Here is a 15,646-nt window from a genome sequence, read left to right on the forward strand (position 1 = left end):
GCACCCACACTTATCAGTTGTTATATTGTTAAAGAACTTTTTGTTTCCCCGTTACGCTTTGCGTTAACGAGGTGCGCATTATACAGAGCTTTTAACGCTCGTCAACCTTAATTTCGTAATATTTACTCATTAAAATTAACCTATATAACACACCATTAATACTTGGTTGCGGGAACAGGATTTGAACCTGTGACCTTCGGGTTATGAGCCCGACGAGCTGCCAGACTGCTCCATCCCGCGTCCGGCTCGACATCACTTAATACATGTTGCGTCGAGAGGTGAGACTATAGCAAAGGTAGATTGTTTCTGCAAGGACTATTGAGAGAATTTATGATAAATACCGAGCACTTATTTAGCCAGACTTAGCAAAACTGATACATATGAATGACTTAGCTAAATTAGGCCATTAATGCACGAACACGCATTAAGTCACTTTCAGTATCTACACCTGCAGCAGGCGCATTATCCGAAATAGTGACAGCTATCTTATAGCCTTGATATAGGACACGAAGTTGCTCTAAACATTCATATTGTTCTATTGCTGCTGGTGCAAGATTTGCATATTGCTTCAGGAAGCTTGCACGGTAAGCGTAAATCCCGATATGTCGATAGGCAGGAATGCCATCAACCAACCCCTGATCATTACCAAAGGTATCTCTAGGATATGGAATAGGTGCCCTACTAAAATACATCGCATTTCCATTCACATCCATCACAACTTTAACAACGTTAGGGTTTGTAAAGTCCGACTTATCATGAATAGGGTGGCATGCCGTTGCCATCACCGCCTCATGATTAGTAGACAACGCAGTCGCAACCTCTACAATAAGCTTGGCATCTATCAGCGGCTCGTCACCTTGTACATTCACAACAATTGCATCATCACGCCAACCTTCAACAGATGCAACCTCTGCAATACGATCCGTTCCGCTTACGTGATCTGCTTTTGTCATCAACGCTGCATGACCATGCTGATTCACAACATTAACGATGCGCAAGTCATCCGTAGCAACAATAACTTGTTTCGCCCCACTAACTAGTGCGCGCTCAGCAACCCAGACAACCATAGGTTTACCAGCAATATCCAATAAAGGCTTTCCTGGCAACCTTGTACTGGCGTGACGAGCTGGTATTACCACATAAAATTCAGGTACCACTGTTAAAGGCTTAGGCAATTTCTTCATCGTCCGCTAGTTTACGTGCTTCGTCTTCTAACATAACAGGAATACCATCGCGCACTGGATATGCTAAACGCGCTGATTTAGAAATCAGTTCACTCGTCGCCTTGTTATAAACTAAAGGGCCCTTTGTCACTGGGCAGACCAAAATCTGTAAGAGTTTCACATCCATTTAATTTCTCAATTTATCTAGTTTACTTAATATGTTGGTTAACAACTGTTTATCAATATCCGCATTGACTGGCAATACCCAAAAATTAGGGCGCGCAAATGATGTACATTTAACAGCGTCTTTCTCTGTCATGAGAATAATATCGGTTTCCACATCCTCAAAGTCTTGAGCACTGTATTGATAGTGATCATTATATGCTTTGCATTTAAAATGCAAACCCATCGTGCTTAATTGGCGAAAGAAGCGTTCAGGATTGCCAATGCCAGCAATGGCCGTGATAGATTTTCCTGCAAACGCTGCTGGGCCTAACGCTAACTCACGATTATTAAGGTTATAGAAAGCACTTGCTTTCAATTGCATTTCAATGGGTAACGGTGTGATTATCTGATTTGTATCTGCTTGAGCACCATTTCGCACTAAGAGATCGACCGTGTTGAGTCTACCAATTGGCTCACGCAAAGGTCCTGCTGGTAAAAGAGCGCCGTTGCCAAAACCTTTCATACCGTCAAAAACCACCAACTCTACATCTCTTTGCAAGGCATAGTGTTGAAGACCATCATCACTGATAATAATATCGCACTCTGGATGCATCTTTAAAAGAGCTAAGCCAACTTCCACTCGCTTAGCCCCAACAAACACAGGACATGCCGTGCGCATGGCAATCAAAACTGGCTCGTCACCAACCGTGGACGCCACGCTATCAGGAGATACCGACGCCACGCCAATCAAGCTACTTCCATAGCCGCGACTAATAATTCCAGGTTTATAGCCAGCCTGCTTTAATTGCTCAGCCAACCATATGACCAAGGGGGTTTTACCCGCGCCACCTACATTAATGTTTCCAACGATCACAACAGGAACATTTAAACGATAGCTGCGAAAAAAACCTACTTTATATAAGAGCCTTCTTAAGGTTACAACTATTGAGAACAAGCAAGAAATAGGCAGAAGCAACAGATGCCAGAGTGTGAAAGTGAGCCACTGTTTTTGTAGCCAATTAGCCATTTGTATCAGGCTTACACGCTAAATTGCTTGTGATATAGCTTTGCATAATATCCATCAAGCTTCATTAGTTCATCATGTGAGCCAATCTCAACAATACGGCCATGTTCCATCACCATGATGCGGTCTGCATTTTCGATGGTGCTTAATCTGTGTGCGATGACAATACTCGTACGATTAAGCATCAGCGCATCCATGGCTTGCTGAACATGCTGCTCAGATTCAGTATCTAACGCTGATGTCGCTTCATCTAACAACAATATTGGCGCATTTTTTAGAATGGCACGCGCAATAGCAATACGCTGACGCTGACCACCTGACAGTTTAACGCCACGATCACCGATTTCATTTTGCAAGCCATTGGGCAGTTGCTGGATAAATTCCCAGATGTTAGCGGCTTTAGCTGCAGCAATCACTTCTGCTTCGGTTGCATTACGCAATACACCATATGCAATATTATTGAAAATAGTATCATTGAATAAAATAATATCTTGGCTAACTAACGCAAATTGCTGACGCAAATTTTTAAGTTGTATTGCACGACAATCGACACCATCTAACAATACCGCACCATGCTGCAACTCATAAAACCTAGGGAGTAAATTTACTAGCGAGGTTTTACCACCGCCTGAGCGCCCAACCAAGGCGACTTTTTCCCCAGCCTTAATAGTAAAACTTAAGTTATCCAATGCTGGCTTTGGCGTATCTTCATAGTGCAAAGTAACATTCCTAAACTCAATATCACCTTTTGTTCGATCTAATGTCAACTCTCCTTGATCCATTTCTGGCTGACTATCGATCACATCAAAAATACTTTGTGCAGCGGTTAACCCAACTTGCAAGTCTTCATTGGCAGCAGCGATGTGCTTAATTGGAGAAATAAGCATGAGTAACGCACCAACAAAGGCAGCAAACTCACCTACACTAAAGTTACCCATCGCATAATAAATAACTAAGCCTAAGGCCAGTGCAGCAAATAGCTCGACAACAAAACTACTCAAACCAGCTATGCGCGCTACGCGCAATTCAATTTTCCGGTTATTAGAAACAATTTGAGAAAAACGACTATATTCAAAATCTTGTGCGCCAAAAATCTTAACGATTCTCTGGCCGGCAATCGCCTCCTCAGCAGACTTGGTCATTTCACCCACGCTGTACTGCACCTGCTTTGCATTTTTCTTTAATTTTGGCGTCATTTTTTTCAAATACAACGCTATAAAAGGAAGGACGGCTGCAAAAATTAGCGTCAGTCGCCAATCAAGATAGAGCATATAGCCAATTAAACCTATCACCGTCAACAAATCACGCAACACGTTCATCCATGAACGAGTGGTAGCTGTTGAAAGCCTTTCTACATCATAGGTAAATTTAGAAACAATAGACCCTGCAGATCTTGCATCAAAGTAATGTACTGGTAACAGCATTAATTTAGAAAACATTTCCTTACGAAAGTCTTCAACCACACGGCGCGCAACCACGCGCATACAATAGGATGAAACAAACCCAGTAATACCTCTTGCCACCATCAGCGCAACAATCATCAATGGTAAAAGTATTGCCTTATCCGCTGATTTTTTGACAAAACCTTCATCCGTCACTTGTTTAATGAGCGCAAGAAACGCAGTATTGCTCCCAGCCAATAAAACCAGTGCGAGAATACTCAGCATGAACACATATTTGTAATGCCACGCATAGCGGAACAAACGCAAATATAAAGCTTTTGCGTTTGATATATGCGCGACATCGTGCGTTTTAGATTTAGATTTTTTTAGATTTGAGTTCGACATGAGCTAACGTCGATAAGAATTAATAGGAAACGTGCGGGATTGAGTTTATAAAGCTCAAGACCCAGACTGCACTTGTGTGGCAAATGTAATTCTTGTGTATCCTGCAACACGTGATGCTTCCATCACATTAACCACAGACTGATGCGTAGCATTAGCATCAGCATTAATGACAATAGTTGGCTCTTCATTACTAGCTTTAGCTGCAGCCTGTAGCGCCACACTAATTGCGGAAACCGAGGCATCAGCCAACGGCTTGCCATCAATTAGATATTTGCCCGTTGCATCAACTGCCACTTCTATCATTAACGGTTTATCCTGAGGTGCATTTGCCTCAGCTGTTGGTAGATTGATTTGCAGTTCGTTAGTACGTGAAAATGTTGCACTGACGATTAAGAAAATAATAATCACCAACAATACATCGATCAACGGGATAAAGTTGATTTCAAGTTCTTCGTGTTTTTTCCCACGTTGAAAATCCATTTGGTGGTTCCCTTTATCTATCGCGCTAAATTACTGACGTTCGCCGTGAATGATTTCGACTAACTTAATGGCTTGTTGCTCCATTTCAATGAGCAAAGCATCTACTTTTGTACGGAAATAACGGTAAGCAATCATCGCTGGCACCGCCACTACAATACCTGCGGCAGTGTTATAAAGGGCGATTGAAATGCCACGTGCGAATTGGGCAACATCATGCCCTTGCGTAGTAAATGCACCAAACAACTCAACCATACCAATCACAGTACCGAGCAACCCTAACAATGGTGAGACTGTTGCAATGGTGCCTAGTGTAGAAAGATATTTTTCCATTTGATGTGCAACTGCACGTGCTGTTTCTTCAATAGACTCTTTGGTTACTTCGCGTGAATTTTTAGCATTAGCAAGTGCGGTTGCAAACACACGACCCAACAATGAGTGCTGTTCTAAGCGAGTAATCGTATCTTTTGTGATACCACCTTTAGTAAGCCAAGCTTGCAACTCGGGCAATAGGTTTTGAGGGGACACAATACTTTCGCGCAAAGCAAAACTACGCTCACCTATAATTGCCACAGCAATCACTGACGCAATAACAAGCGGCCAGATAGGCCAACCAGCAGCTATAATGATTTCCCACACAGTGAAATTCCCCTTAAATCAATACCAAATAAAATTCTGTAACAAATGCCTAAAATCAGGCCCAGCGATACTTTAGCTTGTCGTGTGCTTTTGGGCAAGCCTCACCTAAAAATGATTGCTACCTCAACCATCCCTTTACTACACAATTTTAAAATGCATCATGCCAATAACGCTTGCGTTGAGCGCGCCAATTACGCACTGCAATTTCTGGTGTAGTCCCTTGTTTATTGAAGTTCAACTCTATTGCGCCATGATAATCTGATTGATATATGTTACTGTTAATCGTTTTATATCTCGCAATTACTTCGGGGCGAGGATGTTTAAAGCGATTTAAATACCCAACTGTAAAAATAACGACACTAGGAGCAACGGCCTCAACAAAATCTTGAGTAGATGATGTTTTGCTACCATGATGCGGCACGACTAGGACATCACTTTTCAACATAGCAGGCAACGAACTTGAATTTTCTGAAATTAAAGCAGACTCAGCATTGCGCTCAATATCACCAGTGAGCAATAGACTTCCTGACTCACTAGTGATTTTCAACACACAACTTCGGTCATTATCTTTAATTCTAACATTATCATAATCAGTTAGATTCGGGTAAAGCATTTCAAAATCAACACCATCCCAATGCCAACTCTGGCCAGCGTAGCATTTCATACGCTCAACATTTGGAGGAATCGTCACCGTTTGAGGTATCGAACTTGCAAACCAGTCAACTGGCATTAAGGTCAACACAGAGCCCATACCGCCACTATGATCATTATCATCGTGCGTCACAATGAAACCATCAAGCTTTTGAACGCCCTCACCTTGCAGAAATGGCACAACGACACGACTACCAGCATCACTTTGGGCATTGAATTTTGCTCCCGCGTCATAAAGTAAAGTGTGTTTTGATGTTTGCACAACAACACTCAAGCCTTGCCCTACATCCAGAATCGTCGCTTTCATGTCACCTAGCGCTGGTCGACTCGGTGAAATTAAAATCATCGGTAAAAAACCAAAAACACCTAGCCAGCGTAGCGGCACACCTCGTGGCAACAACATCCAAACCACACCTACTACCGCTGGAGCTAATGTCCATCGCGTAGGCGCATGTTGTTGCCACACAGCAACGGGTAACTGATTTAGCCAATCCAGAAAGATAACACAACGCTCTAGCAGGTAATAAGCGAGATGTAATGGCCAGTCAATTGGTAAAAAGCTACCGAGCAAAGCCAGAGGTGTGACAAAGAAGCTGATTAATGGAATTGCAATCGCATTTGCTACGGGTGAGATAATAGAGGCTTGATGAAACATGATTAATAGTAAAGGCAACATACCTATTGTGACAGCCCATTGCGTTTGGACGGCAACTTTTAGCCAGTGCGGTGTAGCGATGCGAGCGCCCATCGCAAAGCTCAGCAGTGCTACAGCACCAAAAGACAACCAAAAGCCTGCTGAAATCACCGACCAAGGATCAATTAAAACCACGATGACCAACGCCAACGCGAGTACTTGCGCAATGACAAATCGCCGACCCGACCATAATGCAACACCAAACACCATTAGCATATAGAGTGTGCGTTGCGTAGGCACTGAAAAGCCAGCCACTAAGGCATAAATAAGCGCAGTGAGAAGCCCTGCAAAAGTTGCGGCTTTTCGCGTTGGGACTTTATTGCTAAGGTTGGGGATGCGTCTCCAAACAAAATTAACCAGAACAAACATCAAGCCCGACAGCATGGTGATATGCAAACCAGAGATACTCATTAAATGTGTAATCCCGGTGCGTAAAAACAATTGCCAATCTTTCACTGAAATCTGACTATCATCCCCCATCACCAAAGCCTGCACTACGCCGCTATATGGCTTATTCATTAAGACTTTCGCAATGCGTTGCTTCACTATCTGACGAGTACGCTCAACTACATATTGTGGGCGCCAGACGAACGCATCAAGTATTACGGGCTTACCATTTACGTTACCAATGGCGCGAATATTTTCAGCCAATGACCATGACTCAAAATCAAAACCATGTGGATTCTGTACGCTATGTGGACGTTTGAGCCGAGCGACCACACGCAAACGCTGGCCTGCTTTAAAGTCTGGAAACTGCATAAGCTCATGCGCTTGTGATTGCTGTTCTCGCTTGCGGTAAATGCTTAATGAAAGATGCTCTGGAACAATAGCATCAGCAGTCAAAATGTGTTCAACAGCAAAATTAAAGCGGGTACCATGCTCGGTCAAGACAGGAACGCTAGCCACAACGCCCACTAACTCGATAGGTTTATTTTGCCAATGAACTGGCAGCGCTTCAGCAAGTCGGTATGTAGCAAAAGCAGCAGACCAAAAGAATCCCAATATCAGTGCAATCAATATCCATAATTGCGCTCGAAACAGACCCACGAATCTAGATTGCGCATGACGAAGACAAACATGGATAAAGAATAAAGGTAAGACTGACAATGACCATATCAGGTCTGGCAAGAATGGCATCTGTTGCAGGATAAAAGCACCCAAAACAAACCCCAGTGCAAAAAGAATCATGCTTTACAACGTCACCAACTTACCATCAACGAGCTTATAGCGTCGCTGCATTTTTGCCGCAAGTTCCAAGTCATGCGTCACAACAACCAAACTCACATTTTGCGTTTGATTCATTTCCAGCAGCAAATCAAACACCGCATGTGCCGTATGGCGGTCAAGATTGCCTGTAGGCTCATCTGCAAGAATACATTGCGGCGAAGTGACCATTGCGCGCGCTAATGCCGCACGCTGCCTCTCCCCTCCAGACAACTCACCTGGCATATGCTCCAAACGATGCTTTAGCCCTACTTTTTCCAACATTTCACCCGCGACTGTAAGTGCTTGCTCACGTGGAGTGCGGCGAATCAACAATGGCATCGCTACATTTTCAAGTGCAGTAAATTCTGGCAATAAATGATGAAATTGGTAAACAAACCCTAAAGACTGATTACGTAAATTACCCTTTTGCGTTTCAGATAATTCTGCAAGATTATGTTCAAGAATATACACATCCCCACTGCTAGGGCTATCTAAACCTCCCAGTAAATGCAACAAGGTACTTTTACCAGAGCCAGAGGCGCCAACAATTGCTACTTGTTCCCCAGTGTTAACACTAAGGTCGATACCATTCAGCACGGCCACATCTAAGCCCTGATACGTTTTATACAGATTCTGACAAGCAATGATTGGCTTTGAAGTTTGGCTACTCATAACGCAAGGCCTCAGCTGGGTTGATTCTACTGGCTTTAAAACTCGGGTAGAGCGTTGCTAGTAAACTTAAAATAAATGAAACCGTAACGATGGTCACTACATCAGACCAAATCAAATCAGAGGGTAAGTCACTAATGTAATAGACATCTTTTGCCAAAAACTGCACATTAAATAGACCTTCTATAAAAGGGATGATAGTGCCTATATTGAGTGCAATCAAAATACCAAAGAGCGCACCTAATGCGGTACCTATCACGCCAATCAATGCCCCCTGTACGATAAATATTTTCATAATACTATTTGGGCTAGCACCGAAAGTTCGCATGATGGCAATATCAGCACGTTTATCTGTCACGGCCATCACTAGCGTTGACACAATATTAAAAGCGGCGACGGCAACAATGAGCGTAAGAATGATAAACATCACGCGCTTTTCCATCTGCACTGCGCGGAAAAAATTAGCGTGCTGCCTAGTCCAATCAGACACATAATAGCTACCACTTTGATTCAGTTGGCTATTTAATTGATCTGAGATATTGGCGGCCACGACTGGTGCATCAAACAAATCATCAAGCTTTAAACGCACGCCAGAAACGTTTTGCCCCATACGGTAAAGTTTTGCCGCATCTTCTATATGAATTAAAGCCAAGCCTGCATCATACTCATACATGCCAATCTGAAAAAGCCCGACCAACGTAAATTGCTTTAAGCGTGGCACGACACCAGTGGGGGTAAACTGACCTTGTGGCGCCATCAACACAACTTTATCTCCAATTTTCGCCCCAAGCGACAATGCCAGATCTACACCTAAAACAATGCCAAACTCGCCCGCGCGTAAATCATCCAGGCGGCCAGCTTTCATATGTTTACCTAAGTCGGCCACTTGGTCTTCCGCGCTAGGAATCACGCCGCGGACAATCGCACCTTGCACACCTTGATCATAACTCAACATGGCTTGCGCACTTATGTATGGCGCACTTGCCTGCACATTTGGCAACTTTGTGGTGAACGCTGCGACCGACTGCCAATCTGCAAGCTGATTACTAGCGCCAGTCACTTCCAGATGTGAAGCCACGCCTAAAATACGCGTACGTAGCTCTTTTTGGAAACCATTCATCACCGAAAGCACGACGATTAATGCAGCCACACCAAGTGCTATGCCAATCATACTAGTTAAGGAGATAAATGAAATAAAGTGATTCTTGCGTTTAGCCCGCGTGTAACGCCAGCCGACAAATAATTCATAGGGTAAATATTTCATAGGCAGATTTTAGCAGGCTTCTAATCGTTATCTAGTGTTATCTGTTAAAATTCTGATTATGTTTACAGGAATCATTCAATCAGTCGGTGCAATCACGCAAACAAATCCAGTTGGCGCCGATATGCAACTTTCAATAGCTAGCGAAGCGCTCAACATGAGCGATGTGAAGTTAGGCGACAGTATCGCAGTCAATGGTGTTTGCCTGACTGTGGTCAACATGTCCTCATCGCATTTTGAAGCGCATGTTTCTCAGGAAACATTATCGGTGACCGTCGGGCTCAACATGTCGCATCCAGTGAATCTAGAAAAAGCGCTACGCTTATCGGACAGACTAGGTGGGCACTTGGTGAGCGGCCACGTAGATGGTGTTGGCAAGGTACTCAAATTTGAGTCATTGGGAGAGTGCTGGCAACTGGATATTCGCGCACCGCACGCGATTTCAAAATACATTTCGATTAAAGGTTCTATTTGTGTCGATGGTGTCAGCCTTACTGTCAACAAGATTGCTGGAGACGATTTCAGCATCAATTTAATTCCGCACACTCTGGAAAACACCACCTTAAAACACTTATGCGAAGGTAGCGCTGTCAACCTAGAGGTTGATCAGATTGCGCGTTACGTAGAGCGCATGGCACAGTGGTACGAAGATGACCGTATTCAAGAAGAAAAAATTAAAAATGATGCTCAAGCATCACCAGAAAAGCAGGGACACTAGCCATGAGTAACACAGAGGTACTGGTCAACAACATCAGCCCAGCCAAAGAGATTATCGAAGAAATTAGGCTCGGACACATGGTGGTGCTAGTCGATGACGAGCATCGAGAAAATGAAGGTGATTTAGTGCTTGCTGCAGAGTTCGCCACGGCAGAACACATTAACTTCATGGCTAAGTATGGGCGAGGCCTGATTTGCTTAACACTCACTGAGGCTCGCTGCAATCAACTCAACTTAAGTAAGATGGTGCAAAAAAACGGTGCACGAATGGGCACCAACTTTACGGTATCCATTGAAGCAGCAGAAGGCGTCACGACTGGTATCTCAGCAGCTGACCGTGCCAGAACTATTCAAGCGGCGGTGGCAAAAACAGCCAAACCGCAAGATATTGTAAGCCCTGGCCACATTTTCCCGCTGACCGCAATGGATGGCGGCGTGCTGGTGCGCGCAGGTCATACAGAGGCAGGCTGTGATTTGGCAGAACTGGCTAACTTAGAACCAGCCAGTGTCATTTGTGAGATTCTAAAAGATGATGGCAGCATGGCGCGCCTGCCAGATTTAATGCAGTTTGCCGCAGAACACAAACTTAAAATTGGCACAATTGCCGATTTAATTCACTACCGCGCTGAAACAGAAAGCCTGATTGAACGCTCTGCAGAACGTATGGTGCAAACACCTTACGGTGAAATGAAGCTGATTGCTTATGAAGATAAAATCGCTAAAGAAACACATCTGGTATTAATCAAAGGCACACCAACACCAGAACAAGAAGTATTGGTGCGAGTTCACGAGCCGCTTTCAATTTTTGATCTATTAGATAGCTCAAGTTGCACTCATAGTTGGAATACGCTGCAAGCGATGAAAGCCATAGCAAGCGCTGAAGCTGGCGTCATGATACTGCTTCATCATCAAGAGTCTGGCGAAACGATTGTTGATCGCATCAAAGGTGCGGACGAACCTATACGTGTGAATCAAGAGCTTCGTACTTATGGTATCGGCTCGCAAATCCTAATTGACTGCAATGTCAGAAAAATGAAGCTGATGGCTAATCCACGGAAAATGCCAAGTATGGCTGGGTTTGGGCTAGAGGTTACAGGCTATTTGGAAGCACCTAAAACTGCTTAAATATTTGTTTTTTTAATATATGTCTTTAGATAATATGAATCTCACAGGCCACTTTTTAATTGCCATGCCAAATCTAACTGACCCTTACTTTGCAAAGTCAGTCACATTCATATGCACGCACAATCAAGATGGCGCAATGGGCATTGTCATTAACCGCCCGACGGATATGACATACGAAACCTTATTCGACAAAATCAACATCGAACTAGCGCACACCAATATCGCAAACAATCCTGTGCTATATGGCGGCCCTGTTCAACCCGAACGTGGGTTTGTATTGCACGAACCTTGTGGTGATTGGGATAGCTCAATTACGATTAACGATAAGACATCACTCACCACGTCAAAAGATATTCTAGAAGCTGTGGCAATAGGCACTGGACCAAAGAATCTAATATTGTCACTAGGTTATGCTGGATGGACACCTAACCAACTAGAGCAAGAAATTGTGCAAAACAATTGGCTTTCCGTGCAAGCCAAAGATACAGATACGCTCAATAAAATCTTATTTGAAACACCGCACGAAGAACAATTTAACGCCGCCATCTCTCTGCTAGGGTTTGATCCTGCAATGCTGTCAGACGTTGCTGGGCACGCTTAATGTCAGCAACGACACACATGCAACTGATTGATAACGAAAAAGTTTACAACAAAGATTATGTGCAATCAGGCACTGTGCTCGCATTTGACTTTGGTGAAAGACGTATTGGCATTGCCGTTGGTGAACACTTACTAGGCAGTGCAACCCCGCTAATGACGATTGATAATGAAAGTAACGAAATACGCTTTCAGATCATTACCAAACTCGTGAGTGAATGGCAGCCTCGGCTTTTAGTGGTTGGCTTACCGCTGAGTTTAGACGGTACAGAGCACGCAGTCACACAGTTATGTAAAAAATTTGCACGCCGCCTTAACGGTAGATTTAACATACCTGTCATGCTTATTGATGAACGCTACAGCTCTGTTGAAGCAAGCCAGCTGTTAAATGAAGCGGGCATTAGAGGCCGTGCGCAAAAAGAAATGTTAGACCAAGTGGCGGCACAAACCATATTACAAAGTTATTTTGATCATGCATCAAAACAAGCTTAAGCTTGAGATAAGCACATCTATATCGCAAATAATTGATCACTAAAACAATGATTTTATAAATGCACAACTTTGATGTGCATTCAATTTTTAGGTACATTCAATTAAGAATTACAAGTAACCAGGAATATTCAGTAAAATAACAAAATGACTGATGCCAACAACACTCTCGATAATAGCCAACTGCCAGATGCAGAACAGCTACTTCATATACTTGCAACCAAGCTCAAGCCATTGCTTAAACCCAATACTGCCCTAGTCGGTATTCACAGCGGTGGCGTCTGGATAATGCAAAGGCTGTTAGTGTTGCTAGACGACGTCATTCAGTTACATCAAATTGAACATGGCACCCTAGACGTTTCTTTTTACAGAGATGATTATACGCAACGCGGTTTAAAAGCAGAAAATCGACCAAGCCAGATTCCGTTCGATGTAGAAAACAAACATATCATTCTGATTGATGATGTGTTTTATACAGGTCGCACTACACGTGCAGCCATGAACGAGCTGTTTGATTACGGCAGGCCTGCCAGCATCACATTAATTGCACTGATTAACCGTGGTGGCCGTGAGTTGCCAATTGCCCCGCAAATCATTGCGGCTGATCTGCCATTGGACATATCACAGCGCCTACAGTTAACGCAGTTAGCTAACGGCAGTTTAGCCTTAGACCTTACCCCTCAACACAATAGTGCGAGACAATAACAGCATGAATAACCCTCAACTTGATACTGACGGTCAACTGCGACACCTGCTTTCGATTGAAGGCCTACCAAAAAGAATATTAAACCAAATTTTAGACACTGCGGAATCGTTTGTAGGGGTTGCTGAACGTGAAGTAAAAAAAGTGCCATTACTACGCGGTAAAACCGTATGTAATCTATTTTTCGAAAACAGCACCCGCACCCGCACCACTTTTGAGATTGCGGCAAAACGCCTCTCTGCGGATGTCATCAGCTTAAACGTAAGCACTTCGTCTCAATCTAAAGGCGAAACTATTTTAGACACGGTGGATAACTTAATCGCCATGCATGCTGATATGTTCGTCGTGCGCCATGCTCAGTCAGGGGCCGCCCATTTAATTGCTAAACATGTGCCACCGCACATACACGTTATTAATGCAGGTGATGGGCGTCACTCTCACCCTACACAAGGCTTACTGGATGTATTTACCATTCGTAAATATAAGCCTGAGCTACACAACTTAAGAGTTGCGATTGTCGGTGACGTTTTACACTCGCGCGTAGCACGTTCAGAGATTCATGCGCTCACCACACTAGGTGTGCCAGAAGTACGTGTGATTGCACCAAAAACACTACTGCCAGCACAAGTAGAAAAACTTGGCGTGCACGTATATCACGATATGGATGCAGGGCTAAAAGATGTTGATGTCATCATGATGCTACGCTTGCAAAATGAGCGTATGAATGGCGCAATGTTACCAAGCTCAGAAGAATACTTTAAAACCTACGGACTCACTCAAGAAAGACTGGCGCTAGCCAAACCTGACGCAATTGTCATGCACCCAGGCCCAATGAATAGGGGCGTGGAGATTGACTCAACGGTAGCCGATGGCAAACAATCCGTGATATTACCGCAAGTGACTTATGGCATTGCGATTCGCATGGCGGTCATGGCAATTCTGGGTGGCGGTGCAGGAGCAACACTATGAAAATTCATATTAAAAATGGGCACGTGATTGACCCAAAAAACAACATCAACGACAAACTAGATGTATTTATTGCCGCTGGAAAAATCGTCAGTATCGGTGCGATGCCAAATGGATTTGTTGCGACCAAAATCATTGATGCAACCAACCTGATAGTATGCCCTGGCTTAGTTGACCTATCTGCCAGACTGCGTGAACCTGGCGATGAGTACAAAGCCAGATTAGCGAGTGAACTACAAGCCGCGGTTGCTGGTGGCGTCACTAGCCTAGCCTGCCCTCCTGATACAGACCCAGTGCTAGATGAGCCTGGCTTAGTAGAAATGCTTAAACATCGTGCAAAGCAGCAAGGGTTGGCGCATGTATATCCATTAGGTGCAATGACTAGGCAATTAAAAGGTACTGCACTTTCAGAAATGAACGAACTGCATACCGCAGGCTGTGTCGGCTTTTCTCAAGCCAATGTAGCGGTGACTGATACTCAAGTATTATGGCGAGCGATGGAATATGCTGCTACATTTGGTTTCACACTATTTTTACATGCTGAAGAACCATTTTTAGCTGCAAATGGCGTAGCACATGATGGAGAAGTCGCCACCAGAATGGGGCTAAAGGGCATCCCTAGCGCAGCAGAAGCGCTAGCCTTAGCGAGCATATTACGCATTGCCCAAGAAACAGGTGCAAGCGTACATATTAGTCGCCTATCAACAGCAGAAGGTGTTGCCATGATTCGCACCGCCAAAGCAAAAGGTTTAAAAGTAAGCTGTGATGTCAGTGCAAATCATCTACACCTGACAGAACACGATATTGCTTACTTTGACGCTAACTGCCACCTAAAACCACCACTACGCACGCAACGAGACAAAGCTGAACTTACATTAGGCTTAAAAGACGGCACGATTGATGCCATTTGTTCAGACCACACACCAGTGGACGACGATGCCAAATTAGCCCCTTTTGCTGAAGCAGAAATTGGCGCAACGGGACTAGAGCTTCTTTTGCCGCTGACACTCAAATGGGCGATGCAAGAAAAAGTAAGCTTGTTACACGCTATTGATCGCATTACAACTGCTTCAGCTAATATTTTAGGGATTGCCGCTGGCGACCTAAGCCCAAACAGCAATGCGGATTTGTGTATTTTTGATGCAAATGAGTACTGGAAAGTTAACCCTAAGACACTGAAAAGCCAAGGAAAGAATACGCCATTTACAGGATTAGAGCTCGCAGGTAAGGTGAAATTCACCCTGGTGAATGGACAAGTTGTTTATCATGATTAACTGCAATCACTGCAACCAAGGCTTCGTAATATCCAGTTA

16 protein-coding genes and 1 tRNA gene are annotated in these 15,646 nt (G+C 43.9%); 7 read left to right on the forward strand and 10 right to left on the reverse strand.

Going from position 1 to position 15,646, the window contains the following annotated elements; genetic code table 11:
- Window positions 1–163 precede the first annotated feature (163 nt).
- The 10 genes from Q7U33_RS08030 to Q7U33_RS08075 form a co-directional block, all read right to left on the reverse strand.
- A tRNA-Met gene (locus tag Q7U33_RS08030) sits at window positions 164–240 on the reverse strand.
- Between the two features lie 158 nt (window positions 241–398).
- Complete coding sequence (gene kdsB, locus Q7U33_RS08035; protein ID WP_304859539.1) at window positions 399–1,184, reverse strand: 3-deoxy-manno-octulosonate cytidylyltransferase; 786 nt, start codon at window positions 1,182–1,184, stop codon at window positions 399–401.
- Entirely contained in the window at window positions 1,168–1,350 is a 183-nt protein-coding gene (locus Q7U33_RS08040; protein ID WP_304859541.1) for a Trm112 family protein, read from the reverse strand. The genes kdsB and Q7U33_RS08040 overlap by 17 nt, the downstream gene beginning before the upstream one ends.
- A complete protein-coding gene (lpxK, locus tag Q7U33_RS08045; RefSeq protein ID WP_304859543.1) occupies window positions 1,351–2,355 on the reverse strand; it encodes a tetraacyldisaccharide 4'-kinase in 1,005 nt (334 codons plus the stop codon).
- 11 nt (window positions 2,356–2,366) lie between these two features.
- Window positions 2,367–4,139 (reverse strand): lipid A export permease/ATP-binding protein MsbA, encoded by a 1,773-nt coding sequence (gene msbA / locus Q7U33_RS08050; protein WP_304859545.1) that lies wholly within the window; start codon window positions 4,137–4,139, stop codon window positions 2,367–2,369.
- Window positions 4,140–4,193: 54 nt separating this feature from the next.
- Complete coding sequence (locus Q7U33_RS08055; RefSeq protein ID WP_304859548.1) at window positions 4,194–4,619, reverse strand: biopolymer transporter ExbD; 426 nt, start codon at window positions 4,617–4,619, stop codon at window positions 4,194–4,196.
- A gap of 30 nt (window positions 4,620–4,649) precedes the next feature.
- Window positions 4,650–5,255, reverse strand: a complete 606-nt coding sequence (locus Q7U33_RS08060) for a MotA/TolQ/ExbB proton channel family protein (RefSeq protein WP_304859550.1) — start codon at window positions 5,253–5,255, stop codon at window positions 4,650–4,652.
- Window positions 5,256–5,403: 148 nt separating this feature from the next.
- Entirely contained in the window at window positions 5,404–7,788 is a 2,385-nt protein-coding gene (locus tag Q7U33_RS08065) for a DNA internalization-related competence protein ComEC/Rec2 (RefSeq protein ID WP_304859552.1), read from the reverse strand.
- Between the two features lie 3 nt (window positions 7,789–7,791).
- Window positions 7,792–8,478 (reverse strand): lipoprotein-releasing ABC transporter ATP-binding protein LolD, encoded by a 687-nt coding sequence (gene lolD, locus Q7U33_RS08070; protein WP_304859554.1) that lies wholly within the window; start codon window positions 8,476–8,478, stop codon window positions 7,792–7,794.
- On the reverse strand, window positions 8,471–9,739 hold the full coding sequence (locus Q7U33_RS08075; RefSeq protein WP_304859556.1) for a lipoprotein-releasing ABC transporter permease subunit: 1,269 nt from the start codon (window positions 9,737–9,739) through the stop codon (window positions 8,471–8,473). The genes lolD and Q7U33_RS08075 overlap by 8 nt, the downstream gene beginning before the upstream one ends.
- A 58-nt stretch (window positions 9,740–9,797) precedes the next feature.
- Between Q7U33_RS08075 and Q7U33_RS08080 the strand changes: the two genes are divergently transcribed.
- The 7 genes from Q7U33_RS08080 (at window position 9,798) to Q7U33_RS08110 (ending at window position 15,607) form a co-directional block, all read left to right on the forward strand.
- Window positions 9,798–10,454 (forward strand): riboflavin synthase, encoded by a 657-nt coding sequence (locus tag Q7U33_RS08080; RefSeq protein ID WP_304859558.1) that lies wholly within the window; start codon window positions 9,798–9,800, stop codon window positions 10,452–10,454.
- Window positions 10,455–10,456: 2 nt separating this feature from the next.
- Window positions 10,457–11,578, forward strand: a complete 1,122-nt coding sequence (ribBA, locus tag Q7U33_RS08085) for a bifunctional 3,4-dihydroxy-2-butanone-4-phosphate synthase/GTP cyclohydrolase II (protein ID WP_304859561.1) — start codon at window positions 10,457–10,459, stop codon at window positions 11,576–11,578.
- A 19-nt stretch (window positions 11,579–11,597) separates the two neighbouring features.
- Window positions 11,598–12,179 (forward strand): YqgE/AlgH family protein, encoded by a 582-nt coding sequence (locus tag Q7U33_RS08090; protein ID WP_304859564.1) that lies wholly within the window; start codon window positions 11,598–11,600, stop codon window positions 12,177–12,179.
- A 17-nt stretch (window positions 12,180–12,196) separates the two neighbouring features.
- A complete protein-coding gene (ruvX, locus tag Q7U33_RS08095) occupies window positions 12,197–12,667 on the forward strand; it encodes a Holliday junction resolvase RuvX (RefSeq protein WP_304860187.1) in 471 nt (156 codons plus the stop codon).
- A gap of 144 nt (window positions 12,668–12,811) precedes the next feature.
- Window positions 12,812–13,369, forward strand: coding sequence for a bifunctional pyr operon transcriptional regulator/uracil phosphoribosyltransferase PyrR (pyrR, locus tag Q7U33_RS08100; RefSeq protein ID WP_304859566.1), 558 nt, complete (start codon window positions 12,812–12,814; stop codon window positions 13,367–13,369).
- Between the two features lie 4 nt (window positions 13,370–13,373).
- Window positions 13,374–14,336: an aspartate carbamoyltransferase catalytic subunit gene (locus Q7U33_RS08105; protein WP_304859568.1), complete on the forward strand. Its 963-nt coding sequence runs from the start codon at window positions 13,374–13,376 to the stop codon at window positions 14,334–14,336.
- Window positions 14,333–15,607 carry a dihydroorotase gene (locus Q7U33_RS08110; RefSeq protein ID WP_304859570.1) on the forward strand — a complete coding sequence of 425 codons (1,275 nt, stop codon included), beginning with the start codon at window positions 14,333–14,335 and terminating at the stop codon, window positions 15,605–15,607. The genes Q7U33_RS08105 and Q7U33_RS08110 overlap by 4 nt, the downstream gene beginning before the upstream one ends.
- Window positions 15,608–15,646 lie beyond the last annotated feature (39 nt).

It is taken from the genome of Methylotenera sp. (genome assembly GCF_030653755.1).
In the GTDB taxonomy this organism is placed as follows: Bacteria; Pseudomonadota; Gammaproteobacteria; order Burkholderiales; family Methylophilaceae; genus Methylotenera.

Coding starts and splice junctions, on each gene's coding strand:
- kdsB (WP_304859539.1), bottom strand. CDS start 1,184: ATGAAGAAATTGCCTAAGCCTTTAACAGTGGTACCTGAATTTTATGTG.
- Q7U33_RS08040 (WP_304859541.1), bottom strand. CDS start 1,350: ATGGATGTGAAACTCTTACAGATTTTGGTCTGCCCAGTGACAAAGGGC.
- lpxK (WP_304859543.1), bottom strand. CDS start 2,355: ATGGCTAATTGGCTACAAAAACAGTGGCTCACTTTCACACTCTGGCAT.
- msbA (WP_304859545.1), bottom strand. CDS start 4,139: ATGTCGAACTCAAATCTAAAAAAATCTAAATCTAAAACGCACGATGTC.
- Q7U33_RS08055 (WP_304859548.1), bottom strand. CDS start 4,619: ATGGATTTTCAACGTGGGAAAAAACACGAAGAACTTGAAATCAACTTT.
- Q7U33_RS08065 (WP_304859552.1), bottom strand. CDS start 7,788: ATGATTCTTTTTGCACTGGGGTTTGTTTTGGGTGCTTTTATCCTGCAA.
- lolD (WP_304859554.1), bottom strand. CDS start 8,478: ATGAGTAGCCAAACTTCAAAGCCAATCATTGCTTGTCAGAATCTGTAT.
- Q7U33_RS08075 (WP_304859556.1), bottom strand. CDS start 9,739: ATGAAATATTTACCCTATGAATTATTTGTCGGCTGGCGTTACACGCGG.
- Q7U33_RS08080 (WP_304859558.1), top strand. CDS start 9,798: ATGTTTACAGGAATCATTCAATCAGTCGGTGCAATCACGCAAACAAAT.
- ribBA (WP_304859561.1), top strand. CDS start 10,457: ATGAGTAACACAGAGGTACTGGTCAACAACATCAGCCCAGCCAAAGAG.
- Q7U33_RS08090 (WP_304859564.1), top strand. CDS start 11,598: ATGTCTTTAGATAATATGAATCTCACAGGCCACTTTTTAATTGCCATG.
- ruvX (WP_304860187.1), top strand. CDS start 12,197: ATGCAACTGATTGATAACGAAAAAGTTTACAACAAAGATTATGTGCAA.
- pyrR (WP_304859566.1), top strand. CDS start 12,812: ATGACTGATGCCAACAACACTCTCGATAATAGCCAACTGCCAGATGCA.
- Q7U33_RS08105 (WP_304859568.1), top strand. CDS start 13,374: ATGAATAACCCTCAACTTGATACTGACGGTCAACTGCGACACCTGCTT.
- Q7U33_RS08110 (WP_304859570.1), top strand. CDS start 14,333: ATGAAAATTCATATTAAAAATGGGCACGTGATTGACCCAAAAAACAAC.